The organism is Runella zeae DSM 19591 (assembly GCF_000423565.1).
Lineage (GTDB): Bacteria > Bacteroidota > Bacteroidia > Cytophagales > Spirosomataceae > Runella > Runella zeae.
In genome coordinates, this window is sequence record NZ_AUIF01000003.1 from 79,009 (window position 1) to 104,374 (window position 25,366).

The 25,366-nt window shown below is 40.3% G+C and carries 23 protein-coding genes; 16 read left to right on the forward strand and 7 right to left on the reverse strand.

The annotated features are described in order from the left end of the window. Positions 1-15: 15 nt before the first annotated feature. Entirely contained in the window at positions 16-726 is a 711-nt protein-coding gene (locus tag G563_RS0100415; RefSeq protein ID WP_028663544.1) for an RDD family protein, read from the reverse strand. A 100-nt stretch (positions 727-826) separates the two neighbouring features. Here G563_RS0100415 and G563_RS0100420 point away from each other — a divergent pair, with 100 nt between their 5' ends. The 4 genes from G563_RS0100420 (at position 827) to G563_RS0100435 (ending at position 5,032) form a co-directional block, all read left to right on the forward strand. Beyond that, complete coding sequence (locus tag G563_RS0100420) at positions 827-1,783, forward strand: stage II sporulation protein M (RefSeq protein WP_028663545.1); 957 nt, start codon at positions 827-829, stop codon at positions 1,781-1,783. Between the two features lie 17 nt (positions 1,784-1,800). Beyond that, on the forward strand, positions 1,801-2,739 hold the full coding sequence (locus G563_RS0100425) for a hypothetical protein (protein ID WP_028663546.1): 939 nt from the start codon (positions 1,801-1,803) through the stop codon (positions 2,737-2,739). An 18-nt stretch (positions 2,740-2,757) separates the two neighbouring features. Further along, complete coding sequence (locus tag G563_RS0100430; protein WP_028663547.1) at positions 2,758-4,191, forward strand: histidine kinase; 1,434 nt, start codon at positions 2,758-2,760, stop codon at positions 4,189-4,191. Between the two features lie 118 nt (positions 4,192-4,309). Next, entirely contained in the window at positions 4,310-5,032 is a 723-nt protein-coding gene (locus G563_RS0100435; protein ID WP_037325726.1) for an RluA family pseudouridine synthase, read from the forward strand. Positions 5,033-5,081: 49 nt separating this feature from the next. Here G563_RS0100435 and glyA read toward each other — a convergent pair whose 3' ends face one another. Further along, positions 5,082-6,368 carry a serine hydroxymethyltransferase gene (glyA, locus tag G563_RS0100440; protein ID WP_028663549.1) on the reverse strand — a complete coding sequence of 429 codons (1,287 nt, stop codon included), beginning with the start codon at positions 6,366-6,368 and terminating at the stop codon, positions 5,082-5,084. A gap of 96 nt (positions 6,369-6,464) precedes the next feature. Continuing rightward, the gene (gene rnhB / locus G563_RS0100445) at positions 6,465-7,040 is read right to left on the reverse strand and encodes a ribonuclease HII (protein ID WP_028663550.1); all 576 of its coding nucleotides are present in this window, start codon (positions 7,038-7,040) and stop codon (positions 6,465-6,467) included. A gap of 220 nt (positions 7,041-7,260) precedes the next feature. Here rnhB and G563_RS0100450 point away from each other — a divergent pair, with 220 nt between their 5' ends. The 9 genes from G563_RS0100450 (at position 7,261) to G563_RS0100495 (ending at position 16,824) form a co-directional block, all read left to right on the forward strand. Then, a complete protein-coding gene (locus G563_RS0100450; protein ID WP_028663551.1) occupies positions 7,261-8,040 on the forward strand; it encodes a polysaccharide biosynthesis/export family protein in 780 nt (259 codons plus the stop codon). An 11-nt stretch (positions 8,041-8,051) separates the two neighbouring features. Next, on the forward strand, positions 8,052-8,789 hold the full coding sequence (locus G563_RS0100455) for a tyrosine-protein phosphatase (RefSeq protein ID WP_028663552.1): 738 nt from the start codon (positions 8,052-8,054) through the stop codon (positions 8,787-8,789). A gap of 18 nt (positions 8,790-8,807) precedes the next feature. Continuing rightward, entirely contained in the window at positions 8,808-11,261 is a 2,454-nt protein-coding gene (locus tag G563_RS0100460; protein WP_028663553.1) for a GumC family protein, read from the forward strand. Between the two features lie 57 nt (positions 11,262-11,318). Further along, complete coding sequence (locus G563_RS36615) at positions 11,319-12,368, forward strand: acylneuraminate cytidylyltransferase family protein (RefSeq protein WP_051210664.1); 1,050 nt, start codon at positions 11,319-11,321, stop codon at positions 12,366-12,368. 49 nt (positions 12,369-12,417) lie between these two features. Then, on the forward strand, positions 12,418-13,113 hold the full coding sequence (locus G563_RS0100475) for a tetratricopeptide repeat protein (protein WP_028663554.1): 696 nt from the start codon (positions 12,418-12,420) through the stop codon (positions 13,111-13,113). Positions 13,114-13,315: 202 nt separating this feature from the next. Then, complete coding sequence (locus G563_RS0100480; protein ID WP_028663555.1) at positions 13,316-14,230, forward strand: PfkB family carbohydrate kinase; 915 nt, start codon at positions 13,316-13,318, stop codon at positions 14,228-14,230. A 10-nt stretch (positions 14,231-14,240) separates the two neighbouring features. Continuing rightward, on the forward strand, positions 14,241-15,227 hold the full coding sequence (gene hemB, locus G563_RS0100485; RefSeq protein ID WP_028663556.1) for a porphobilinogen synthase: 987 nt from the start codon (positions 14,241-14,243) through the stop codon (positions 15,225-15,227). A 94-nt stretch (positions 15,228-15,321) separates the two neighbouring features. Continuing rightward, a complete protein-coding gene (locus G563_RS0100490) occupies positions 15,322-16,254 on the forward strand; it encodes a fasciclin domain-containing protein (RefSeq protein ID WP_028663557.1) in 933 nt (310 codons plus the stop codon). 60 nt (positions 16,255-16,314) lie between these two features. Next, positions 16,315-16,824 carry a hypothetical protein gene (locus tag G563_RS0100495; protein ID WP_028663558.1) on the forward strand — a complete coding sequence of 170 codons (510 nt, stop codon included), beginning with the start codon at positions 16,315-16,317 and terminating at the stop codon, positions 16,822-16,824. A gap of 58 nt (positions 16,825-16,882) precedes the next feature. Here the strand turns inward: G563_RS0100495 and pbpC are convergent, their stop codons facing one another. Further along, positions 16,883-19,204: a penicillin-binding protein 1C gene (gene pbpC, locus G563_RS33350; protein WP_051210665.1), complete on the reverse strand. Its 2,322-nt coding sequence runs from the start codon at positions 19,202-19,204 to the stop codon at positions 16,883-16,885. A gap of 21 nt (positions 19,205-19,225) precedes the next feature. After that, positions 19,226-19,528: a DUF4286 family protein gene (locus G563_RS0100505; protein ID WP_028663559.1), complete on the reverse strand. Its 303-nt coding sequence runs from the start codon at positions 19,526-19,528 to the stop codon at positions 19,226-19,228. Between the two features lie 153 nt (positions 19,529-19,681). Here G563_RS0100505 and G563_RS0100510 point away from each other — a divergent pair, with 153 nt between their 5' ends. Next, positions 19,682-20,392 (forward strand): AlbA family DNA-binding domain-containing protein, encoded by a 711-nt coding sequence (locus tag G563_RS0100510; RefSeq protein WP_028663560.1) that lies wholly within the window; start codon positions 19,682-19,684, stop codon positions 20,390-20,392. A gap of 173 nt (positions 20,393-20,565) precedes the next feature. Here G563_RS0100510 and G563_RS0100515 read toward each other — a convergent pair whose 3' ends face one another. After that, a complete protein-coding gene (locus tag G563_RS0100515; protein ID WP_028663561.1) occupies positions 20,566-22,218 on the reverse strand; it encodes an amino acid permease in 1,653 nt (550 codons plus the stop codon). 165 nt (positions 22,219-22,383) lie between these two features. Here G563_RS0100515 and G563_RS0100520 point away from each other — a divergent pair, with 165 nt between their 5' ends. After that, on the forward strand, positions 22,384-22,638 hold the full coding sequence (locus G563_RS0100520; RefSeq protein ID WP_157584989.1) for a hypothetical protein: 255 nt from the start codon (positions 22,384-22,386) through the stop codon (positions 22,636-22,638). A gap of 3 nt (positions 22,639-22,641) precedes the next feature. On the opposite strand, the gene G563_RS0100525 is transcribed toward G563_RS0100520, so the two are convergent. Further along, positions 22,642-23,277, reverse strand: coding sequence for a TIGR04282 family arsenosugar biosynthesis glycosyltransferase (locus G563_RS0100525; protein WP_028663563.1), 636 nt, complete (start codon positions 23,275-23,277; stop codon positions 22,642-22,644). Between the two features lie 78 nt (positions 23,278-23,355). On the opposite strand from G563_RS0100525, the gene G563_RS0100530 reads away from it, so the two are divergent. Next, positions 23,356-25,308 (forward strand): DUF3857 domain-containing protein, encoded by a 1,953-nt coding sequence (locus G563_RS0100530; protein ID WP_028663564.1) that lies wholly within the window; start codon positions 23,356-23,358, stop codon positions 25,306-25,308. The last annotated feature ends 58 nt before the right edge of the window (positions 25,309-25,366 follow it).

The window sequence follows — 25,366 nt, forward strand, 5'->3', positions numbered from 1 at the left end:
TTTTCCATTGAAAAATTATAATTCCTCCAATGATGCCAAATGAGCGTAGTCATTGACGACTGTGTTCAAAAATCGACGCGTATCTAAGGGAAGATTTATCTCAAAAATCGAAGCAATTTTGTAAGTAGTCTTATCTAATAAACCATCATCATCTTTCATCAGTACTTGCCTGATGGTATCTATATCTCGGTCATTTAGCCTTTTTACTTGCAAATAAGTCACTTGATAGTCTTGCGGTAATGATTCAAAAGTGACATCACTAAGTCTAATCTGCTTAGTAGTTTTAATGACGGTAGTACCCGCTGCTATGTCGCCTATTCGTTGTCCTCTGCCATTGGCTGCAATCGTGACTACTGCTACAAAAGGCGTTAGTATTTCTGTATCTATCAAAATAAGTAGCCATCGTAAAATATAAGCTCCCAAAGTAGGTTTGGTGCCGTCTAGTTTTACTACTCGAATATTCATGGCGCGCTTGCCTAGGGTCTGACCGTTGAGAAAATATTCGGTAAGTAAGGGATAAAACAAAACAGGTAGAACAACAGTAAGAACAATCAAAAAAATAGACAACGTTTGCTCTAATTTAAGGGTTGTATACACCAATATCCACACAAGTACCCAACCAACATAAATAAGACGGTCGAGAAGATTTGCTAAAATACGGTCTCCAATGCTGGCTGTTTCATACTCTAAGTCAACATTTTGGGAGGTTTGGATACGAACAGACATGTTTTTGGTAATAACTAAAGAGTTTGTGGTCGCGTTTTTATATTTTGCAGAAAAGTTAGGGAAAAACCCGCAATCCCTCACTAACCCAACACAAATTCTGATGAAAGAGGCTATTTTTATTAAGAGAAATACTGAAAAATGGCAGGAATATGAACAGACGTCGACCAATGACCCTGACCAAATGACAGAAAGGTTCATTGAACTCACCGACGACCTCGCTTATGCGCGTACTTTCTACCCCAAATCGAATGTGACGCGTTATCTTAATGGGGTGACTTCCACATTACACCAAAAACTATACAGTAATCGCAAAGAAGATACCGGGCGAATCAAAGCCTTTTGGAAATATGAGCTTCCTCTTTTGATGTATGAATCAAGGCTTAAACTCTTGTACTCATTTATTTTTTTTATGGGAGCTTGTATTTTAGGATGGGTATCAGCTGCCAACGACGATACCTTTGTGCGTCTTATTTTGGGAGATAGCTACGTAAATCAAACATTAGAAAATATCAAGAAAGGCGACCCTTTGGCTATTTATGGAGATTCTGACCAAGCAGGGATGTTTTTGCAAATTACGCTCAACAACATTCGGGTTTCTTTCGTAGCGTTTGTGATGGGAATTTTTTTCTCTTTTGGTACCGTTAGTATTTTGTTTCGAAATGGAGTCATGCTAGGGGCATTTCAGTACTTTTTTTATGAACGTGATTTGTTGTTGACCTCTATTTTGAAAATATGGATTCACGGTACCCTCGAAATCTCGGCCATTGTGATTGCGGGTGCTGCGGGACTAGTGATGGGGCATAGCTTGCTATTTCCCAAGACCTACAGTAGATTGGAGTCTTTTAAACAAGGTGCAAAAAAAGGCATGAAAATTGTCATAGGACTAGTACCTATCTTTATCACTGCTGGTTTTTTGGAGAGCTTTGTCACTCGCCTCAAAATGCCAGCCTTGCTAAGTGGAAGTATTATCATTGTGTCGGCGGTGTTTATTGTTTGGTATTTTGTGTGGTATCCTGCCAAGCTATATAAAGAGACAAGAAGTTTCCGTTTATCATAAACTATTCCTAAACCCTCATGAATCCTCCCCTCAAACTTGTCCAAGAAAGAGACTTTGGGCAAAAAATCAATGCTACCTTTCAGTTCGTTGTTCAAAACTTCAAACCTCTTGCCACTTGTATACTTTACATTGCAGTACCCTTTAATTTGATGCTGGGATTGGTAGGGCTTTACTTAAATAGTAGGCTTACGGGATTATCTGATTCGAGTGATTTTGTAAAATATTTCTCTTCCTTTTCGCCTCTTCTTTTTGTGACGTACCTGCTGTCGTTAGTGGGTTTTGTAATTACGAATCTGACCGTAACTAGTTTTATTGTAGAGTACGAGGAAGGCAATCGCGCTATTACGCCTGCCGATGTGTGGGGAAGAGTCCAAGGCAGCTTGTTGAGTGGAATTGGGGCCTTTTTATTGGCGCTTTTAGGCATTTTTGTAGGCTTTATCTTTCTGTTTATACCGGGCTATTTTTTGGCCTTTTGTTTTCCTTTTATTTTTATTGTAATAGTTCGAGAAAATGCGGACGCTTTCGGTGCGCTAAAACGCTCAGTTGACTTGGTTGAAAGTCCTTGGTGGTCGCCCGTGGTTGGAAGTATTTTACTCATTTGGTTGCTTTTTTTTGAATCTGTTCGTCAACAAATACGCAGTTGGTGGTCTACCTTCGTATTGCTCATGATGATGGTATTGATTGTATATATTGTTTCGATGGCCTTAGCCGTGCCAGGAATGATATTAGGATTTGCGAGTGGGATGAAATTGGGAACTTTCAATATGTCGACTACTTATGTGATATTAACCATTGTCAGTAATGTATTTTCCACCTTGGTTCAAAGTCTCATCCCTATAGCGGCGGCAATGCAGTATTATAACTTTATTGCTCAGAAAACAGAATTGGCCGACGCTATTGACGAAATCGGAAAAGATATTACTCCTCGCCAAGATTTAAGAGAAGAAGATTTCTAATGCTTTTTGAGGAAATCAATGAAATCAACGTTGAGAGAAGATATTGCTGACCAACTCAAATCGTCTAATCTAAATTTTCAGACGTTGGATTTGGAAGGTCTGGATTTGAGTGATATGGATTTGACGGGAGCCGACTTTCGTTTTTCAAATTTATCATATGTCAATTTTAGTCGCTCTATTCTAAAGAATGCAAATCTTAGCTTTGCCAAAATAGACCATGCCAATTTTGAGGGCGCCGATGTAAAAGGAGTCAACTTGCAAAATGCTTCCACAGAGGGGGTTAGCTGGTCGGTGGGGCAGCAAAAAGATACAAAAGTAGTAACCGATAAAGTCCAGAATCTAACCCAAAAACTCTCCTCTCTTACCCATTTGCTGTACCATACGGGATGGTTTGGTACGGTTATAAGCGTTTTTATTGGAGCGTTTATGTTTTATGGGGTGAGTGCGGTCATTTATTTTACCAATCAAATCTTGAACGCCTATGAGCCTACTCTTGGGCTTTTTTATCAATATATTGTTGCTAACAACATCGTAGGGGGGATTTTGACGGTAGTCGCGACCAATTGGATGTCGGGATTTTTGGAAAAAAATGTCAAGTCAATTACGACTCAACATTTACTATTGTCGTTTGTGATTGGGGTGGGTTATTTGTTTCTGACTACCTTTTCTTTTTTAAGCTTTGGGCAAGAAATCATTGCCGAAACCCTCAAAAAATACCCTTCTCAGTCGACTAGCAATGCTCCTTGGTATGTGTATGTGCTGTGTCCGATTTTTGTAGCTAATGTGTTTCACTATTTTCAGAAACAGGGCAAACAGCTTACTCGCAAGATTTCAGAACAAGAGCTTCAACTTTCTGAATTAGAAAAACTAAAAACTAGGGCTGAATTGGAAGCTCTTCAGGCTAGGATTAATCCTCATTTTCTTTATAATTCGCTCAATAGCATTGCAAGTTTGGTACATTTTGACCCCGATAGAGCAGAGCAAATGACACTTCTATTGTCAAAGCTTTTTAGGTATGTTACCAACAAAACATCTGACTATTTTGATACCTTGGCCAATGAGCTTGAAATGGCAGCTACTTATTTGGAAATAGAGCAGGTGCGCTTTGGAGATCGACTTTCGTTCAGAATATTGGTATCTGACGAGGTACTCAAACAAGCTCAAGTACCGCGTTTTTTGATTCAGCCCGTGGTCGAAAATGCTATCAAACATGGTATCGCAAAAATGCCAGAACGGGGTGCCATTGAAATCAAAGCAGCTAAAAAGGGACGATTGCTCCAAATCACTATTCACGATAATGGCACGCCTTTCCCCGAACCTGTAGGTGTAGGTTATGGTCTGCAAAGTATCCAAGAAAAACTCAGGTTATTGTACGGAGAAGAGGCGTCGGTATTGTTACAAAATACTCCCTCCAAAGAAGTGGTCATAACGCTCCCTTTGATGAACAAATAAAAAACGAAGGAATTTTAGTGTATTTATTGTTGTTTTGTCGTTCTGTAACAAAAACTTAATTGTGTTGTAAGAAAAACTATAATGTGGTTTTTTGATACAATACCAAAGCGAGAATCACATGCTCCGTTTGGACTTTAAAGACCTTATTTTATTTGAAAACGAGGATTATATCGTAATCAATAAACCTGCTCATGTACCTTCTATCAATGAGCGTACCGCCGATAAGTCGGTGAGTATTTTGAGATTAGCCAAAGAATACAGCTATGATGCCCAAGTAGCGCACCGCCTTGATAAAGAAACCTCAGGGGCGCTTGCTATTGCCAAAAATCCAGAAGCTTATCGGCATTTATCGATGCAATTTGAACACCGTGAAGTCACTAAGCGCTACCATGCGGTAGTCAACGGGGTTCATGATTTTGACAGTATCTCCGTTTTTTTGCCAATTGCACCAATGAAGGATGGCACGGCCGTTAAGATAGACCGCCAGAAAGGAAAACCCGCCGAAACCGTTTTTTTTACGTTAAAAGCTTTTCGAAAACATACGCTTGTGGAGTGTATTCCAATCACAGGGCGTATGCACCAAATTCGGATTCATTTGCAGTGTTTGAAAGCCCCGATTGTATGCGATCCGACTTACGGGGGGGCCAATGTATATCTTTCAGAATTGAAGCGAAATTTTAATCTCAAGAAAGACACCGAAGAATTACCTATTATGCAGAGGGTGGCATTACATGCCTATTCTCTTTCTTTTCAGCTAATGAATGGTGAGGCTATCAAAGTAGAAGCACCCTATCCAAAAGATTTTGGGGTGTTGGTGAAATTGCTGGAGAAAAACGCATAAAAAAATGAGGTAGTAAATAACTTACTACCTCATTTTTTAAATATTTGCTTTACAGATAGAGTGGCACTTTTGCCATCCAATCATTTACTTCTTGCTTCACTGCCGCGATTTTTTGGTCGTTGTCGGCATTCATCAATACAGTATCAATCAAATCTACGATGCGTTCCATATCGGTTTCTTTGAGACCGCGCGTAGTCATGGCAGGAGTTCCGACCCGCATCCCAGAAGTTACCATAGGTGATTTGGCATCAAACGGAACCATGTTTTTGTTGACAGTAATATCTGCTTTGATTAACGTATTCTCTGCCAATTTTCCCGTCAAGTTTTTGGAGCTTAAGTCGATAAGCATGAGGTGATTGTCGGTGCCACCAGAGATTATTTTATAACCTTTTTCTACAAAAGCCGTCGCCATAGCTTGGGCATTTTTACGTACCTGTATAGCATAGTCAGTATAGTCGTCGCTTAGAGCTTCTCCAAATGCTACTGCTTTGGCCGCGATAACGTGCTCCAATGGGCCGCCCTGTGTACCCGGAAAGACACCCGAATCAAGTAAGGAAGACATCGTACGAATCTCGCCTTTAGGAGTTTTGATTCCAAAAGGATTTTCGAAGTCTTTACGAAGCATAATAACTCCCCCACGAGGTCCACGGAGGGTTTTGTGCGTGGTGGTAGTGATGATATGGCAATGTTCGAGTGGGTCGTTGAGCAAGCCTTTGGCGATGAGCCCAGCGGGGTGAGAAATATCCGCCAAAAGTATAGCACCGATTTGGTCAGCAATGGCTCTAAGACGTGCATAGTCCCAATCGCGGCTATAGGCCGAAGCACCACAAATAATCATCTTAGGGCGCTCTTTAAGTGCTGTCGCTTCTACTTTATTCCAGTCGATAAGCCCTGTTTCTTGCTCTACTCCATAAAAAAACGGCTGGAAATATTTCCCCGAAATGTTGACAGGAGAGCCGTGAGTTAAGTGACCCCCATGAGCTAAGTTGAAACCGAGGATTTTGTCGCCCGGCTGCAAACAGGCTAAAAATACAGCTGTGTTGGCTTGTGCGCCAGAGTGAGGTTGAACGTTGGCCCAGCTAGCACCAAAAAGCTCCTTAAGACGGTCGATAGCGATTTGCTCTATTTGATCCACAACTTCGCAGCCGCCATAGTAACGTTTGCCGGGTAGGCCTTCGGCATATTTATTTGTCAACACACTGCCTTGGGCTTCCATTACTTGTTTAGAAGTAAAGTTTTCGGAAGCAATAAGTTCGATACCTGACTCTTGGCGGTGGTGTTCTTGAGCGATCAAATCAAAAATTTGGGTGTCGCGTCCTGTTGTCGTAGCAACCATTGGATTTACAATTTGGATTTACGAATTACAATTTGGAGAAAAATTTAAGCAAAGGTACAAAGACCGTGTCAAAATAGAAGCCTAATCCTTTGAAATTCAAATCAACTTAAAGGATAAACGATGATGACAACAGCTGCCATGCTCCTGAATAGCTCTCCGATGGGCTGGTGTGGGATAGCCCACATTTTGAGCCCATTGATAGTGAGGATATTCCAACGAAAGTTGCTCCATGAGATCGTCGCGGTGGGTTTTGGCCAAAATCGACGCAGCGGCAATGCTCATAAACAAAGTATCACCCTTTACAATACAAGTATGAGGTATAAAGGGATAAGGGGTGAATCGATTGCCATCGACGAGCAAGTGCTCAGGACGATAAGTAAGCTGGTCGATAGCCCGGTGCATAGCTAAAAAGCTTGCTTTTAGGATATTGATTTGATCAATTTCTTGGTTAGATACCTCGGCAATAGCCCAATCAAGGGCAGCATCAATGATTTCTTGGCGCAAAATATTTCGCTGAGCTTTCGAAAGCTGTTTAGAGTCATTGAGAAGTTCATGTTCAAAATCTTTTGGCAAAATTACGGCAGCTGCCACTACAGGACCAGCTAAGCACCCTCTTCCTACTTCGTCGAGTCCTGCCTCGATGAGTGTATCGTTATAAAAAGGTTTTAACATAGTAAGTGCTAAAGCCCAACGGGTTAGTCTTTATTTGTTTAAAATCAGTGTATTATGCCCAGATAGTTACTGAATGGCTTTTGTTTAATTAATAAAAAAAGTCCGTTTTAAGGGGAAATAAAGGCCCTTTAAAACCACCTATCTAGCGAGGTATTTGGGTCAAGCAGGCAATTTACTTATTTTTGCTTCGAGGTAACACAGCCTCTCTCATTAATTTGGTATGCGACTTGTTTTCCTATTTTTGCTGGTGTGTTGTTATGGAGTAGCTCAAGAAAGCCCAGCCCCTGTTACTAAAGTTGAAAAAGTGCTGATAGAAAATCAGCCGATATCGACACTAGATACTGCTCAGTACCGAATCAGGGTAGGAGATAAGCTGCGTATTCGCAACCTAAATGCGCTTGAGATTATTTATCCCCAAAGTGCCGGAATCTCCGTGTCGGGCTCTCCTATCACAACCTCTGGCTCCATAAATCCCTATCAAACTACCGTTGACAGGTTAGGGCAAATTGTACTTCCCCACATAGGAAGAATCAAAATCGTAGGTCTTACCAAAGCAGAAGCTATCAGTGAAGTAGAACGACGCTACCAAGACCTTATCAACAACCCTATTTTTGATATCGAAATCTTAAATCTATATGTGAGGGTATTAGGAGCGGTATTTAAGCAGGGAGTCATACCTATCGAAGAAGAAAAAATGACGTTGGGACAAGTGATTACGCTGGCGGGCGGGATCGATTTTTCGATTGCCGACCGGACTATAAAATTGATACGCACTACCCAAGGAACCCAAACCGAAATAGAATACGACATCCGAAATATCACTGATCCTTTGGTGGCTAATATACGCATTTATGAAGGTGATTATGTTTTTATACCGCCTTCCAAAGGGAGTCTTCGGAATGTGAAAAATCAGCGGTTATCAAGTATCTTACAGCCCATTGTTATCACGCTCAATACAGTTGCAGTGCTATTGGGGATTTATCTAACACTGCGCAATTAACCAACAAAATCATGTTTTCTTTTTTTAAGAGGACAAAAGCTTCTCCTAATTCGGCGTTTACACTTACTACGGTGCAGTGTGATTGGCATTGCCATGTGTTGTATGGGATTGATGATGGTGCCCAAAACGAAGCACAAACCTTAGAGATGCTGCAAGAGTATGTGTCGTTGGGAATCAAAAAAATAGTAGCTACACCTCACGTAAGGGCTGATTATTTTAAAAATACCTCAGATACTATCAAAAAAGCTCATGAGAAAGTTGAACGACTGATTTCACAAAACAATCTTCCTTTGGTATTGGAGGCTTCGGCTGAGTATTTTGCGGATGAAAATTTTTTGGGGCTCATCAAAAAAAATGAACTTTTGCCCATCGAATCACAATATATACTGTTTGAGTTGCCCATGCAGCAATTTCCGTGGGGTATCAAGCTTGTGGAAGAGATACAACAAAAAGGTTATACACCTGTGTTAGCGCATCCAGAGCGTTATCGCTATTGGCATACCAAACCCAATGAATGGAAGATTTGGAAAAATAAAGGGGTATGTTTTCAACTCAATCTGTTGTCGCTTACAGGCTATTATGGCAAGGCCGAGCGTCGGATGGCTGAGCAACTTCTGGATGCCGATTATATTGATGTGGTAGGTACCGATGCACACGGTGTAAGACACTTACAAAAATTGGCAGATTTGAACGGAAACCCTTATTTTGATAAATTACAACAATTGCCTTTACTAAACCATCTAGGCTAAATTTTTTAGGGAAGCTATATGCAAAATGAGAATTGGAATAGGGTGTATGATAGGTATGCAGAGGCATCTGTCAATATAGATATCAAACGAATCGTACGGGTATTGGCGAGTAGATGGTATTGGGTATTAGGGTCATTGGTGTTGGCGCTGGCGGGCTGCTTTGTTTTTTTGCAAATATCCAATTCACGCTATGTATCGTCTGTACTTTTAAGCTATAGCGAAAAACAAACGGAGCTTGACGAACTCAATCAGCTTTTGGAAACTGACGCCGCTGCCAGTCAGAAGTATCTTACCGAAAGGTACGTCATAATATCAGAAGAGGTCGTGAATGGAGCCGTCAAAAAACTCAATTACCCCTTTACATTTTATAGTGAATCTACTTTTCGCACAGAAGATATCTATCCCTATCAGCCTTTTACGGCTCAAATCGTCTCTTATGAAGCTTCCGAATACGGTTTTGGGGTTTTTCAGATTCAAAAAAATGGAATCATTACCTACAAAACCGAAAAACCAGAAGATGAAGTAAATGAAGAGCTAAAATTTGATTTGTCAAAAGACACGCTCATTGCGGTCAAAGGGCTCAGTTTCAAAGTAAATTCGGTAGCAAGACTGACTCAAGATTACATTTTCAGCTACAACGACCCCAACCAGATCAGAAGAATGCTCAGTAGTCTTATTTATGTCAATGAAGCTGAGCGCAATATGTCAATCCTGAATGTGTCGTTTTCGCATTCAAACCGTAGATTCACCCAAGATTTTCTACAAAAATTGATTGAGTCTTATCAAGAGTACAACCTCCAACAAAAAAAGCTGTCTTCTAATCTGACTATTAATTTTATTAGAGAGCAGACCCAGATATATGCCGATGCTCTGAGAAAAGCTTCGTCTGAACTGGAAGTGTATAAACAGCGCCAATCCGTGCCTAATTTGCAGGCGTCTATGTCGGACGTAATGGGACAAATGACGCAGTTTGAGACTCAAAAAAATACCTTAGAAATACAAAAAGCATATATAGACCTTCTCGAACAAAGCCTTAATAATCGCTTTGAGCCAGTCAACATTGGAAGTATCGGACTTGACAACACTACCGATGGCGTGCTAGTGGGATTGGTTCAAAATCTGAATAAGCTTATTTTGGATCGTAAAAACTTTATCGTTGGCAAAAATCTCAGCGTAAACAATCCCGTTGTGAAAGCAGCAGATGACGAAATTGAGCGTATTCGAGAGCAGATTTTAAGCAATATTAGGGTTCAGAAAGAAAAAAATGAAAGCACGCTCAGGATTATTAACCAAAACCTTACTCTTCTTAAAAAAAGAATAGATGCCCTTCCTTCGGTCGAAAGGGAGTTGGGGTATTTACAAAATGACCGAGATGTCAATGAAAAAATATATTTATTGTTGATAAACAAAGAAATCGAAGCCTCTATCATAAAAGCGGGAATGCTTCCCTCATTTACAGTACTTACTCGTACCAATGCCTATAAAGTAGCTCCGAGGGCGGTTGTCATTTTGTCGTTTAGTGTATTGTTGGGATTGATTGTAGGGTTGGGTTCTATTTTCTTAGTGAGATACTTAAACAATAAGTTTGTTGATATTTCTGAAATTGGTAAAAATGGAAAAACAACACTTCTGGGAGTGATTCAACGCTACCCTGATGAGATTCGAAACAATGAAAAAGACTTACATTATTTTTTAGATAATAGATCACTGTTTTCGGAGTCAGTCAACGGGATACGAACAAATCTTAGTTTTCTGACCGAAATCAAAGAAAACAGAGGGCGACTGCTGATGGTTACTTCGGAAGTGGCAGGTGAGGGGAAATCCTTTGTTACCATTAACTTGGCCATTTCGCTTACAAAAGTGGATAAAAAGGTACTGATAGTGGTCTCAGATTTACGGCGCTCACGTCTACACCGATTTTTTAACAACAACAATAAAATTGGGTTGAGTAATTATCTGGCTGGCAAAATAGATGATTATCAGAAAGTAGTACAGCATTCGGCAATTGATAAGTTAGACTATATCCCAGCGGGGCCTGTACCTTTCAATCCCGCTGAACTCATACAGCAGAGCCGTTTTGATGCAATGCTTGATGAGTGTCTCCAACAATATGACTTTGTAATAGTAGATACAGCGCCTATTGGGCTAGTCTCCGACAATATCCCCCTTTTGCGCAAAAGCGATTTAGTGTTGTTTGTGATCAGATGGCTGTATTCTTCCAAAGAAGCGCCTCTTTTGGCCCAGCAGATGACCGATGAGCTAGAGCTAAAACAGGTCGGGATTATTATCAATGATTTTTATAAAGATAATCTATATGCTAGCGTTTCTACCCCTTCTTATGCTTCAAAAGGTTATGGATACAAGTATAGTTATGATTATTATGGAAAGTCTAACAATTATTATTCTGATTCAGGAACTACGAAGCGTAGCCTGTGGCGTAAAATAAAAGGTTGGTTTAGACCTAAAAGCTAAACAGAGAATGGTAAACTTTTTAAAATCGGCAAAGCCACTTAACTAATTTATATTGTTTTGAAATCCCAAAAAATTCTTGCCCTTATTCCTGCTCGACAAGGTTCGAAATCCATCATTGACAAAAACATCAAATCTTTGGCTGGCAAGCCACTTTTGGCTTATTCTATCGAGCAAGCCCTCGCATCAAAGTACATCAATCGAGTTATTGTTTCTACAGATAGTGAATATTACCAACAAATAGCCGAAGCATTCGGTGCTGAAGTCCCTTTTTTACGCCCTGAGTCAATCTCTGGAGATTTAACTCCTGACTTAGAGGTTTTTCAGCAGGCCCTTCAATGGCTTCAAAAAAATGAAGACTACACGCCCGATATCATTGTTCACCTACGACCTACTTCTCCTTTTAGGGAAGTGAAAGAAATTGATGAAATGATAGAGGAGCTACTCGCTCATCCTCAATGGGATAGCATAAGAGCAGTGTGCCCAGTGCCTCATACACCTTATAAAATGTGGTTTTTGCGGGAAGATAAAACTTTGGCACCGTTGTTGATGTTAGAGGGCATAGCCGACCCTTACAATCAACCTCGGCAAGCATTGCCCGAAGTATACCTCCAAACAGCCAACATCGATGTGGTGAGGTATGATACGATTGTAGCTCAAAACTCAATGACTGGTAAAAACATTGGCGGATATGTGCAAAAGATATTTAATGATATAGATTTACAAAGTGACTGGGAAAAGGCAGAACATCTGATTTTACAACAGTACTCAGGCAATGAACAAAGCCGAACCTTTAGTGTGGATATTGATGGAGTAGTGGCTCAGCTCTCTCCCAACAATGATTATAATCTGTCTCAGCCCAATTGGCCAGTGATAGAGGCCGTCAACAGAATGTACGAACAAGGACATAGGATTGTGCTATTTACGGCCAGAGGAAGCAAAACCGGAATAGATTGGTCGGCGGTGACAAAACAGCAAATTGAAAAATGGGGTGTAAAACATCATGAGCTACGTTTAGGTAAAGTTACGGCCGATTTTTACGTAGATGATCGCAACTTAAGTGTGTATGAATTTATAGAATTAAGTAAAAAAACAAATAGTTCTTTTTGACTTTCAACAGATTTCCTAATTTTGCAGTCCAATTTGAAAAGCAATAGTAATGAGCAATAAAGACACAGATTCTGGGTTAGAATTTTTGGAAAGCCCAGAGGGGTTAGCAAGCGAGCTAAACAAGTTTGAGAAAAACCTCGAAAAGAACCGTAGTTTGCTATATATAGCAATAGGGGTGGTGGTAGTTGGTTTGGCAGGATGGTTTGGCTATAACTGGTACGTAAGTAGTCAAGACGAAGAAGCCCAAGCCGCTTTATATAGTGCCCAATTTGCCTATGAAGCAGATTCTCTCAACAAAGCCCTCAAAGGAAGTGGCGGAAATCCTGGCGTAGAAAAAATCGCGGATGAATTCAGCGCTTCTCCTGCTGGAAATATCGCTACGTTTATTGCAGGTTCTGCACTTATCAAACAAGGTAAATTTGACGAGGCTATTACTCGCTTAAAGGCATTCTCTGCTTCAGATTTAGTATTACAAGGTCGTGCATATGCCTTGATTGGTGATGCTTACATGGAGAAAAATAATGTAGAAGAGGCAATCAGCTATTACCAAAAGGCAGTAGATTATAAGCCTACGCCTCAGTTTACGCCTTCCTATATGATTAAATTGGGTATTGCTTACGAAAAGGCCAAGAAAAATCAAGAGGCTATCAAGGTTTATTCAGACCTTATCGAAGACTATCCTCAATCGTCTGACGTTTTGAATGCAAAAAAATTCAAAGCATTGCTCGAAAGTGCAGCCGAGTAAAAAAGATGATATAATGTACTCGCTCATTTGTTTTTTATAGAAACATATCAAAGGATAAGGCTCAACAGTCTTATCCTTTGTTTTTGATAAATAAGTTTTTGTACAAACAAAATCTTGCAGTCCCGTTGCAGAGTATCGTGCGGCTGCAATTTTTCGTATTTTTCATATTTTCAAATTAGTCCATTTATTTAATCTTCTCTTTATGAGTCTTCTAACAGTAGGTTCGGTTGCTTTTGATGCGCTTGAGACACCCTTCGGCAAAACAGATAAAATCATAGGTGGAGCGGCCACCTACATTACACTCTCAGCCTCGTATTTCACTACTAAAAATAAGTTAGTAGCGGTAGTAGGAGATGATTTCCCCCAAGAAATGATTGAGCTTTTGCAGGGCCACGGAGTTGATACAGAAGGCTTACAAATCAAAAAAGGCGAAAAAACGTTTTTTTGGTCGGGTAAGTATCACAACGACATGAACAGTCGCGATACAGTAGAAGTACAGCTCAATGTAATGGAAGGCTTTGACCCCGTGATTCCGGCTTCTTATCAAGATTGTCAGTATTTGATGCTAGGCAATACCGCGCCTTCTATTCAAAAAACAGTACTCGAACGTATCGAAAAACGCCCCAAATTGGTGATGCTTGATACCATGAATTTTTGGATGGATATAGCCATGGACGACCTTAAAGACGTCTTGAAACTGGTAGATGTATTGACCATCAATGATGAAGAAGCACGTATTTTATCGGGCGATTATTCACTTCGTCGTGCTGCCAAGACCATCATGGCAATGGGCCCTAAAACCCTTATCATCAAGAAGGGAGAGCATGGAGCTTTGTTATTTCAAGGCAATAATCTGTTTTATTGTCCAGCGTTGCCATTAGAGGAAGTTTTTGACCCTACAGGCGCTGGAGATACTTTTGCGGGTGGTTTTATCGGGTATCTTGCAAGCACTGATGATATCAGCTTCGACAACATGAAACGGGCCATTGTGTATGGTTCGGCTATGGCATCATTCTGTGTTGAAAAATTTGGCGCCGACCGAATCGTCGGTCTTACGCAAGAAGAAATCACGGCTCGTGTTCAAGAGTTTGTTAGCTTAGCCAACTTCCAAATTTAAAAAAGTAAGTATGAGTTATTCTATTGTTCGCCGCCCACGTCGAAATAGGCAATCGGCAGCCATCCGTGCTTTGGTACAAGAAACAACCCTTTCGGTCGATGATCTCATTTTCCCGATGTTTATCTTAGATGGGCAAGGTGTCAAGAGCGAGGTGAAGTCGATGCCAGGCATTTACCGGTATTCGTTAGATACTCTTTTGGAAGAATTAAAAGAAATCACCGATTTGGGAATCAAGTGCATCGATTTGTTTCCCAATTATTCGGAAGATAAAAAAGATAAGTTTGCCACCGAAAGCTATCGAGAAGGTACCTTATACTTAGATGCACTTAAAGCCGTAAAAGACAGGTTTCCTGATTTGGCTATTATGACCGACGTAGCTATGGATCCCTACAGCAGTGATGGTCATGATGGATTGGTCGAAAATGGAAAAATACTAAACGACCAAACACTCGAAATTTTAGGTAAAATGGCCGTGGCACAAGCCCGGGCAGGAGCCGACATCCTCGGCCCTAGCGATATGATGGACGGCAGAGTAGGGTATATCCGAAAGGTACTTGATGCAGAAGGGTTTACCGATGTCAGCATTATGTCTTACTCGGCCAAATATGCGAGTGCGTTTTATGGGCCATTTCGTGATGCGCTAGATTCAGCACCTCGTTTTGGTGACAAGAAGACTTATCAAATGAATCCTGCCAATGTAAGAGAGGCCCTTATCGAAGCCGAACTAGACTATGAAGAAGGGGCTGATTTTTTGATGGTCAAACCTGCTCTTTCGTATTTGGATGTTATCAAGACCTTGAATCAAAACTTCGATTTGCCAGTTGCCGCCTACAATGTCTCTGGCGAATATGCTATGGTAAAAGCCGCTGCTCAAAATGGATGGCTTGATGGGCAGAGAGCGATGGTAGAAGTGCTTCTATCTATAAAACGAGCAGGTGCGAAGGTAATTCTTACCTATTTTGCCAAAGAATTTGCACTTCTGCAAACTCAAGTGTAAAAAGTCACAATTTTCGTTTTTTTTAAACGTTTAGTGTGTTAGCCAAGAAGCGAGTAATATCTGTATTCAACACCTAACTCATATGTTTGACTCTATGAAAAAAATCACTGGAATCTTTATACTCTTTTGTATTTGGTGTGCAGGCTGCAAACAAGACGAACCACAGCCCAAAAGTGTATCCGATATTTTGATAGAAGATAGTGAGTTAGGGATGTTAAGAGCTGCCATTGACCATGCAGGTATCAGAGATGCGTTCAAGACAAGTACTGTTACGATCTATGCGCCTAGTGATGAAGGGTTTAAGGCGGCGGGTTTTGCGGATGCCTCTGCCATTACGGCATTGCCTCCTGAAGAAGTAAGAGCGCTTCTTACCAATCATATAATGATTGGGAAAATTACCAAAGAGAAAATGGCTCTAGGGTTAAATAATCCTGTTACGATGATGTCAAAGGGTAATGCCTTTTTATCAAATGTAAATGGAGGACCATTTTTGAATCATGCTAGGTTTACAAAAACGGATATGGTAGCTACCAATGGTGTAGTACATGTCATCAACAACGTGGTTCCGATAGCCAATCGCTCAGTGGGGCTTATTCTAAAAAATACCCCTGATTATAGTCTGTTTAGAGAAGCACTTTTGAGAGCTAGAATAGCCGACCCTCGTTTGCAAGAATTGGTTGATACCACCGCCAAAACAGTATTTTCGCCCTCTTATACTTTGTTTTTGCCTACCAATCAGGCAATGATAGCAGGGCGGCTTTCGTCGGCCGAAATATCAGTCACAAGCCCTATTATTTTGGCACGAACTGTGGGTTATCACATTGCGCTGAGCCGCTATTTCTCTTATATGCTGTCGGGCAATCTAGCGATGCTAGACGCTTCTTACGTGACTAGCTTTGATGTTCAGTCGACTGGTATTAAAATCAAAGATCGGCAAAATCCCCCTACTGAAGCCAATCTTATTAAAACAAATATCAACGCGACTAATGGGATTATCCACGTGATTGATAAAGTTTTAAAGCCTTAGGGCGGAACATAAATTGTGAAAATTTTGTATTAATTTTACTGTCAAACAATCAGTAAAAACATGAAAAGTTTAATAGCGGCTCTTTTGGTGTCTATGGTTGCCATCATGGGCTTCGTCAAAGCCGAATATTCAGATAAGAACACAGAAAGCAAAGACAAATTTCGCTATCGGGCATTGAGTAGCAACAATCCCGTGAAGATTTCTTGGGAAACCCTTCGTGATGTCACCTTTAAGAAAAAATGGTATCCCGAAGAATCAGTATATATGCTTTATCCTACTTTTGGCCCTAACGTCAATAAGTTGAATGGAAAAGAAGTACTGCTTACTGGCTATGTATTACCAATAGATGCGGAGGCTAATCTGTATGCGCTTTCGGCGTTTCCATTTAGTGCTTGTTTCTTTTGTGGAGGTGCAGGGCCGGAGTCGGTTGTGGGTCTCAAATTCAAAAAGACTGGTCGTAAATTCAAGACCGACGAGCGTCATACCTTGAGAGGCACTCTAAAACTCAATGCAGATAACATCTACGAATTGAATTATAACATTGAAGGTGCCGAAATTGCAGACGAATAATACTGGTTCGATGTAAGCCAAATAAAAAGGGAAATCGAGTTTACATCGATTTCCCTTTTTATTTGGCAATAGTGACATTGATATAAATATCACTATTGCGGCCTCTATCATCGCTGCAAGAAATCTTGACTTTGCCAGGAGGTGGACTAAAAAATACTGGACTTTGTGGTTTTGTTTTTTCTACAAGTTTATCATTTACGTACCAATATACCATCGTTACGTCATTAGATACTTGGCAAGACAGCTGCATCTGTTGGTCGTCTAAAAAATACTCGCTGCCGTCGTTTGGACTAGTGATTGTAGGTCCACCTGCTTGGAAGATGCGGGTACAGTAAGGATTATGAGAAGGAATCTTGACATAGGGGATTTGCTTAGATTCGTTGTAAGCGATTAGTTCTGGCGAAAGGTTTGGGTACAATTTACGTTGAAAACCAGTATCGGGTAAGCATTGTGAGCAATAAGAAAGGGTTTCATTTTTGTTGGTAAATACCCATTTGAGGTGTTGGCATTTTCGACTCGGTGATATGCCCATAATAGCGTAGTCAATGATTTGATGATTACAAAAACTATTAGGAGCATCCCCACTCTCGGCACATACCTTTCGAGAAATAATATTGGCAGCAGGGCGGAACCATCCTTTGGGGGAATTGTAATCGATGGCATTGAAAATATCAAAGAGAAGGGGAGTGGCAATATTGGCACCATTGAGTTCGGGTACTCCTGTTCCCGAAAAATTACCTATCCAGACTCCTACTGTATAATGTTGATTATAGCCGATACTCCAAGCATCTTTTTTGCCATAGGAAGTACCCGTTTTCCAAGCAATACGCGGTAAATGATAGGTATTGTCGAAGTTGTTGGGCAAATCGGGGCGTGTAATTTGGGTAAGAATATTCGTAATTAGATAAGATGCTTCTGCCGAAATCAGTACCTCTGCGGGTTTGGTAGTTTTCTCATTCGACTGTAGATAATGTAGGGGTTGGATTTTTCCTTGATTAGCAAATGAGGCAAAAAGACGAGTAAGTTCTTCTAAAGTCACTCCACAGCCTCCCAAAATCATCGAAAGCCCTAAATCTTTTGACTGTTTTTTGATTGTCTGAAAATCGGCTTTTTTTAAATATTCAATAAAAACACTGGGCGATATATCTTTTAATACTTTCACAGCCGGAATATTGAGCGAATTGGCTAGGGCAAATTCGACCGTTACTTTACCGTTGAAGTGTCGGTCAAAGTTTTCTGGTTCAAAACCCCCAAAGTTGGTTGGCACATCATTAAGGGTAGATTTTGGAGAAAGAAGACCTCTGTCAAAAGCCACCCCATAAAGAAGAGGCTTGAGGGTACTACCCGGAGACCTCACCGCCCTGATACCGTCTACCTGACCTCCGTCAAATATATTCTGAAAATCGGCCGAACCTACATAAGCTTCTACGTTGAGGGTTTGATTATTGACTACAAGAACTGCGGCATTGTGGATATTGATGCTACGTAGACGATTTACATAATTTTTGGTGATTTGTTCGGCTTGTATCTGTCGATTTGCGAGCAAAGTAGTATGGACAATGGGAGTGTTTTTGTGCTCTTTTTGCATTCTTATGGCCCAATGAGGCGCCTTTTTAGGAGCTTCACGTCGATACGCGTTGAGGGGTTCTTGTAAGGCGTCTTCAATGTCGCGCTGTTTAAAAACCCCTGTTTGCTCAAATCGCTTCAGCCATTTATTTCTTTCACTTATGATAAAACCATTATTTTTTCCTAACCTCAAACTAGACGGGCGATTAGGAATAATAGCAAGCGTCGTAATTTCGGCCAAGCTCAGCAGCTGAGGAAGCTTGCCAAAGTAAAGCAAAGAAGCGGATTTCATCCCTTCGATATTGCTACCGTAAGGGACCAAATTGAGATAAAGCTGAAGAATCTCATCTTTGGAATAATGAACTTCCAATTGAGTAGCCCGAAAAACCTCAATCATTTTGCTAGTATAGGTGCGTTTTCGTGGCTCTAGCAGCCGTACTACTTGCATCGTAATGGTAGATGCTCCTGATACACGCCGTTGGCGTAGGAGGTTGTTTACGGCTGCTTTAGCTAAAGCAAAAGGATTGATTCCAAAATGATAATAAAAGTATTTGTCTTCTTTTTGGAGAATGGTTTGTCGAAGAATAGGGGTAATCTCATCTAGCTCAGTATATATTCTCCACTTATCTTCTTTGTTTAAAAAAGCATGAAGCACACTGCCATCCGCTGCCGTAACGAGCGTCGAGTAAGAAGGCTTAACTCGAAAAGGAAAGAAAATATCAAGCAGAAAAAAAAGTATCAATGGGCTTATCAACAGCCCATTGCGAAGATTGAATATTCGTTGAAAAGAACTTTTTTTTACTACTTCTAGCATGAGTATGAATGCTTAAGAGACCTATACCTCTTCCAATAAAGTTCTAAAAGACACATACTTGTTTTGAAAAAGCGAGTGATGTTTTTGCTGATGAACCGTGTCATGAAGATTCTGGTAAGTGAAATAATCTTCCATGCTTTGAAAATAATATTGGCACGAGTAGGTAATCCCTTCATTTTCAATCTCTGTCAAAAGGCGCAAGAGCTTATTGCCTTCAAGCAGCCCTGTTGCCATTATTTCTGGCATGTGTACTTTCTTCATCCATTGAAGCCACTCACTTTCTATCGCTTTGTCGATATTGACGGTTACACTATATAAAATCATAATTTTGGTCTTTATTTGATTCGAAACGCAATATTTAAAAATATAGTGGGCTTTTCGATACCATAAAAAAATAATATTAATTTGTTGGGCGTTTCGAACTTAAATAGTAGATTTATCCAAGTGATAAGTCCCTCCAATTTCAAGACCTGTCCAATGGACTATAAGGCATTAAGAGAATTGGTCAGACAGGGTGAAGGTAAGCATATTGAATTCAAATTGAAGACCAACCACCCCGAAAAAATCGTCCGTGAAGTCGTGGCATTTGCCAATACTGACGGCGGACGCCTTCTCATCGGCATCGGTGATGACCGCACCATCAAAGGACTCAAATACGTAGATGAGGATGAATACTTGTTGGTGAGAGCTATTGAAAAATATTGCTCCCCCCATATACAATACACCGTTGAAAGAGTGCCGGTAGCAGAAGAACGAGATGTGTTGGTATTCAATATTTTGCCGAGTCCTCAACGACCTCATTATGTATTGCAAGAGCCTGATGCTGCTCGTACTAATACCACTTATGTACGCAAGAAATTTGTACCCCAAAAGCAAGCGCCAAAGCTAGTGAAAAAAGCCTATGTGCGTGTAGCGGATAAATCGATACAAGCAAGTTGGGAAATGCGGGAGATTTTGAGGCGGAAAAACAACGACCACAATGTCAAGTTTAGATACGGAGACAACGAACGTAAACTAATGCAGCATTTGGATAAGCATCGCAGTGTGACTGTCGATGATTTTGCGTCTGTGGCAGGTATTTCAAGAAATCTAGCCTCCAAAACGCTGGTTTTGCTAGTATTAGCCAATGTGTTAGAAGTGCATCCTGACGAAATGGTAGACCGCTTTACAATGGTAGATATCAACTAAAACAAAAATCCACCGCCCTTAAAAAGGATGGTGGATTACTATACTACCTAAACCTCTACCATTTAATTATTTCTTCTATTAAAACGGTTATTAAGTCCAATTTGTTCGTATAACAACTAAAAAGATTTTTTTCTCTACCTAATTTATAGCTGTTTAGCGTGTTTTTGGCCAAATTAAGCTATTATTTTGCTTTTGCGATAGCCGTAGCTAAAATAAATAATTAAACCTGCTGTCATCCACCCAAAAAAGACAAACCAAGAATTGATGGGAATTTCAATCATGAGATAGGTACAACATAAAATACCCATCACCGGAATCAAAGACCACTTCTTTAGAAAACTGTATACAGTTACCCACAGAGAAAGCGCTAAAAATATCAAAAAAAGGTATTCTTGGTGTTGCTCGTTCCCAAAATGAGAAAATGCTTCACTGATTCTTTGGCGCGAAAAATAGACAAATACAATCCAAAGAACAGGAATGATAAACCCACTATTAATATACGGAATTCGAAACGATTTCGATGATTGATTTTCTTCTTTGGGCAAAATTAAAACTCCTCCACACACTAGTACAAAAGCAAATAGGGTCCCAATACTAGTAAGGTCAGTAACCAACGAAGCATCCATAAATAAAGCTGGGATTGCGACTAAAATCCCCGTAATAATAGTTGAAAAAGAAGGCGTGCTATAACGAGGGTGAATTTTACTGAAAGCCTTAGGAAGTAGCCCATCGCGACTCATACTCATCCAAATGCGGGGTTGGCCAATCTGAAATACCAATAAAACACTCGTAGCCGCTACTACCGCACTAATCGAAATAAAATAACCTACGCGAGGTTGACCGATTTTGTCGAATACGTAGGCCAATGGATCTGCTACTCCTTGAAACTCTGAATAATTGACCATACCTGTGATCACAAGCGCTGTGACGATATAAATAAGAGTACAGATAATCAATGAATAAATCATGCCTTTGGGGAGGTCACGTTGGGGATTGGCGCATTCTTCGGCAGTGGTAGAGATAGCATCAAAGCCAATGTAGGCAAAGAAAACGGCCGAAACTCCTTTCAGAACACCGCCAAAGCCATTAGGTAAGAAAGGCGTCCAATTGTCGGTATCAATAAAAAATATACCTACTGCAAATACCACAAATAAAACAATGAGCTTTAAAGCTACCATGGCGTTGGCGCTACGTTTGCTTTCTTGGATACCTATATAAGCTAGGATAGTAACAAGCACTACAATTACAAACGCTGGGATATTAATAATAAATCTTGTATCGCCCAAGAGTGGGGCCGTAGTCCAAGCCAGATTCTCGACCGATTTACCCGCAGACAAGGTTTGTTCATACACTTTTTGGGCGGTTGCAGCGTCTGTTATCATCCATCTAGGCAACACTATACCCACACCCTGCAAAATATTGTCGAAATAGCTACTCCAAGAAATAGCAACGACTATGTTGCCGATGGCATATTCGAGAATCAAAGCCCAGCCGATAATCCAAGCGATGATTTCGCCGAAAGTCACATAAGAATAAGTATAGGCACTTCCCGAAACCGGTACTCTAGAAGCAAACTCTGCATAACACAATGCCGTAAAACCACAAGTGACAGCAGTAATGATAAAAAGAAAAATAACACCCGGCCCGCCATCATAAGCTGCGGCTCCGATAGTAGAAAAAATACCCGCCCCGATGACAGCCGCAATCCCCATCGATACTAGGTCTCTTACATTAAGAATTTTAGCCATGCCATTGCTATGGCTTTCTAAAGAGGCATTGTCTAGTATTTTTTTTAACGACTTTTTGCGAAATAAAGATTTGTTCATTGAAGTGTTTTAGGTTTGGTTTACTCTATCTATGGTAAAAATATAAATTATTGTGAACAAATCTACTCTAATGTTAGCTTTTGGGAAACTGAAGTACTTGGCATTATTTTTGATATAGATACTTTAGGTAGTATTTAAATATCTGATTGATAAAAGTTTACATCTATGTCAACTAAAGTTAAACCTTACTCTGTCGTTAAATCCCGTATTTCGCCGAATGTGAAAAAGCGTTTGATTGCTTCTGGCAAAGTTATTGTATCTAACGTTTCTCTTAGACCCACGGGTGTGGCTATTCAACCCGCCTTGCCAGATTCGCCCCTTTGGAGAAGAACCTTTTTTGGAAAGTATCGTGGCCTTAACGAAGATAAAGTGGAGCAACGCTCTGAGGAGCTTGCTATGAATTTTGAGGTACTTATTTAGGGTTCAGAGACGGTTTTTGGCCCGTATGAAGTCCTCCCAAGTATCAATATCAGACAAGGTTTCTAATAAATAATACGGAAGTAGAGGGGCGTGATTAGGATTGTATTTTTCTAAATCAGCTAAAGTTTCCTCTAATAGATGGGCTTGACTCCAAGATTTATTTTCAAACAAATAAGAATGTAATTGGCTCATTCCTAGTAGATAATAGCCCCCGTCATTGGCTGGGCCAATCACGACTTCGGCTTTTTCTAGATGCTCAAAAGCCTCTTCCAAATGCTTTGCCGTTATATCAAGACAATCACTGCCAATAATCACCACTCGATCGGCTTCCGTAAACTCAGCTTCAAAAGCTGCTCTCATCCTTCCTCCTAAATCGGACACGTCATTTTGGCTTTTTTTGAAAAAAAAGTCACTCGTCCATAAGTCATTATTATTTATAAAATCTCCATAATAAATAACGACTCTTTTATCATAATCTAAAGAATTTTGGCGAAGCCACTCAATCGTTATATTTTTAGTGTGTTGGAGAAGTTCACAATATACTTCTACAGCCTTTTGATGTCCAGCCTTCGCTGCTAATCGAGTCTTTACTTTTCCAGCAATTGGGTTTTTTACAAAAACAATAAGTGAGCAAATCATTCGTTTGGGTTGGATAGTTGAAATAAAGATAGTAAGATTGACAAAAAAATAGAACGAACACGGTAGTTCAATACTTTTATGAAACATTTCCTTTGGGTAGCTTTATTCTTAACCACCACCACATCATTTGCACAAGACGTTGCATTTAAGAAAATCATTGAAAACCAAAAAGTTGATCCTACCCTCGCTACCCTTACAGAAAGTGAGCAAAAAGAATCGGGAGTATTGCTCCGTAATCAGATTTTTATCGAATATACGTTTGATTCGCTAGGTCAGTTTGCTTGTTTGGAGGGAATTTTTAAACGCATCCGAATCAATGATTCTAAATCAATTGAGATGTACAATAAAATCGTTTTGCCGGTACCAAACACCAACGATTTGCTGTATCTCAAAGCAAGAAGTATTAGCAAAAATGGCACCATTAAAGAAGTAGGATTGGAAGCGGTCAAAGAACTTGAAGAGCGTGGAAGAGTCTATAAAATATTGGCAGTAGAGGGGTTGGAGGTAGGCGGAGAGCTGGAATATGCCACTCTTTTTAGACGCAATAGCACCTTGTTTGGTTCTGAAATTTTACAGAGTGATATTCCAGTCAGAGCTACTGAGCTTAAGATTATTACGCCTTCTTATTTAGTGTTTGAAGCCAAAGTATACAATGCTCCTGCGAGTGTCGAAACCGATACAGTTTCTCAAAAGCGAATCACCACCATTTTGGTCAAAAATCTAGGACCTATCCACGAAGAAAAATACGCTAACTTAAAGGCTAATATCGTAAAAGCAGATTATAAATTGTCCTACAATCTGAGCCGAGGCGAAGAGCGATTGTACACTTGGCAAAGTGCCGCCGAAACTTTCTATGATTATCTCCGAACAGGAATTGAAGAATCGAAAGCAGATGTAGGGGCTTTGTTAACAAAAGAAAAAATAAAAGGGCTTCCTGCCGAAGTTGCCCTCAAAAAATTTGAGAATTATGCCAAAACCAACATCGCTGTCAAGGAAGAAGAAGAGGCTGATGTTGCTTCGGATGTACTAAAAAAACAGTATGCTTCCAAAGCAGGCATGATGCGGCTTTATATTTCGGCCTTAGAAATACTCAATATTCCTTATGAAATCGTGGTAGGCTGTAGCCGAGCGGATGCGGTATTTGATAAAGATTTTGATTCTTGGAGCTTTTTAGATGAATACTTGCTGTATTTTCCTGCTACCAAAAAGTTTTTGGATCCAAGTAGCCCTATTTTGCGCTACGGGATGATTGACCAATATATGGAAGGTAACAATGCGCTATTTATTAAAACCATAAAAGAAGGTATGCAAACAATCCCAGAGGCTGAAATTCGCTTGATTCCGTTTTCGACTATAGTGGACAATCATGATGATTTGATGATAGATGTGAGTTTTTCGCCAACTATGGATCAAGTACAAGGAAAAGTAACCCGTCAGATGACAGGACATCAGGCGGCACAACTGCGTCCCTACTATCATTTTGTAAAAGCAGAAGAAGAGCGAAAGCAGTTGACCAACGAAATTATTAAATCTACCCTAAAACCTGATGTGACTTATTCCAATGCTCAAGTCAAAAATACAAATCTAAATAGTGACGAAGCCAATAAGCCGTTTATCCTCACAACCGATATTGCCCTAAAGAGTGTACTCGAACGAGCGGGGAAAAAATATTTGTTTAAAATAGGAGAGCTTATTGGACCGCAAGTAGAGATGTACAACGAAAGAGAGCGGCAGTACTCGATTGATATGGGCAATGCCCACGCTTACAAAAGAGTAATGAAAATCAGGATTCCACAAGGCTATAAAGTGAGCGGACTAGAAAGCTTAAAGCGCAACATTACGGATGGTAAAGCGGAGCCGGCGATGGGGTTTGTGTCTGATTATAAACTAGAGGCTGGCGTGCTCACGGTCACGATTGATGAGTTTTATAAGCAGGTTTTACAGCCTATAGATACCTACGAATCGTTCCAAAAAATAATCAATGCAGCGGCTGATTTTAATAAAGTGACGTTGTTGCTAGAGAAAAGCTAAAACTCTTATTAGGAATCCATAATTTTGTCATTTTAAAAAGAAGAATCAAAAGACAATA

What these genes read in the sequence shown, in the direction of transcription:
- G563_RS0100510 (WP_028663560.1), top strand. Translation starts at nt 19,682, where the DNA reads ATGGACTATAAGGCATTAAGAGAATTGGTCAGACAGGGTGAAGGTAAG.
- G563_RS0100520 (WP_157584989.1), top strand. Translation starts at nt 22,384, where the DNA reads ATGTCAACTAAAGTTAAACCTTACTCTGTCGTTAAATCCCGTATTTCG.
- hemB (WP_028663556.1), top strand. Translation starts at nt 14,241, where the DNA reads ATGAGTTATTCTATTGTTCGCCGCCCACGTCGAAATAGGCAATCGGCA.
- G563_RS0100515 (WP_028663561.1), bottom strand. Translation starts at nt 22,218, where the DNA reads ATGAACAAATCTTTATTTCGCAAAAAGTCGTTAAAAAAAATACTAGAC.
- G563_RS0100505 (WP_028663559.1), bottom strand. Translation starts at nt 19,528, where the DNA reads ATGATTTTATATAGTGTAACCGTCAATATCGACAAAGCGATAGAAAGT.
- glyA (WP_028663549.1), bottom strand. Translation starts at nt 6,368, where the DNA reads ATGGTTGCTACGACAACAGGACGCGACACCCAAATTTTTGATTTGATC.
- G563_RS0100495 (WP_028663558.1), top strand. Translation starts at nt 16,315, where the DNA reads ATGAAAAGTTTAATAGCGGCTCTTTTGGTGTCTATGGTTGCCATCATG.
- G563_RS0100450 (WP_028663551.1), top strand. Translation starts at nt 7,261, where the DNA reads ATGCGACTTGTTTTCCTATTTTTGCTGGTGTGTTGTTATGGAGTAGCT.
- pbpC (WP_051210665.1), bottom strand. Translation starts at nt 19,204, where the DNA reads ATGCTAGAAGTAGTAAAAAAAAGTTCTTTTCAACGAATATTCAATCTT.
- G563_RS0100415 (WP_028663544.1), bottom strand. Translation starts at nt 726, where the DNA reads ATGTCTGTTCGTATCCAAACCTCCCAAAATGTTGACTTAGAGTATGAA.
- rnhB (WP_028663550.1), bottom strand. Translation starts at nt 7,040, where the DNA reads ATGTTAAAACCTTTTTATAACGATACACTCATCGAGGCAGGACTCGAC.
- G563_RS0100460 (WP_028663553.1), top strand. Translation starts at nt 8,808, where the DNA reads ATGCAAAATGAGAATTGGAATAGGGTGTATGATAGGTATGCAGAGGCA.
- G563_RS0100420 (WP_028663545.1), top strand. Translation starts at nt 827, where the DNA reads ATGAAAGAGGCTATTTTTATTAAGAGAAATACTGAAAAATGGCAGGAA.
- G563_RS0100475 (WP_028663554.1), top strand. Translation starts at nt 12,418, where the DNA reads ATGAGCAATAAAGACACAGATTCTGGGTTAGAATTTTTGGAAAGCCCA.
- G563_RS0100530 (WP_028663564.1), top strand. Translation starts at nt 23,356, where the DNA reads ATGAAACATTTCCTTTGGGTAGCTTTATTCTTAACCACCACCACATCA.
- G563_RS0100425 (WP_028663546.1), top strand. Translation starts at nt 1,801, where the DNA reads ATGAATCCTCCCCTCAAACTTGTCCAAGAAAGAGACTTTGGGCAAAAA.
- G563_RS0100480 (WP_028663555.1), top strand. Translation starts at nt 13,316, where the DNA reads ATGAGTCTTCTAACAGTAGGTTCGGTTGCTTTTGATGCGCTTGAGACA.
- G563_RS0100455 (WP_028663552.1), top strand. Translation starts at nt 8,052, where the DNA reads ATGTTTTCTTTTTTTAAGAGGACAAAAGCTTCTCCTAATTCGGCGTTT.
- G563_RS0100490 (WP_028663557.1), top strand. Translation starts at nt 15,322, where the DNA reads ATGAAAAAAATCACTGGAATCTTTATACTCTTTTGTATTTGGTGTGCA.
- G563_RS0100525 (WP_028663563.1), bottom strand. Translation starts at nt 23,277, where the DNA reads ATGATTTGCTCACTTATTGTTTTTGTAAAAAACCCAATTGCTGGAAAA.
- G563_RS0100435 (WP_037325726.1), top strand. Translation starts at nt 4,310, where the DNA reads ATGCTCCGTTTGGACTTTAAAGACCTTATTTTATTTGAAAACGAGGAT.
- G563_RS0100430 (WP_028663547.1), top strand. Translation starts at nt 2,758, where the DNA reads ATGAAATCAACGTTGAGAGAAGATATTGCTGACCAACTCAAATCGTCT.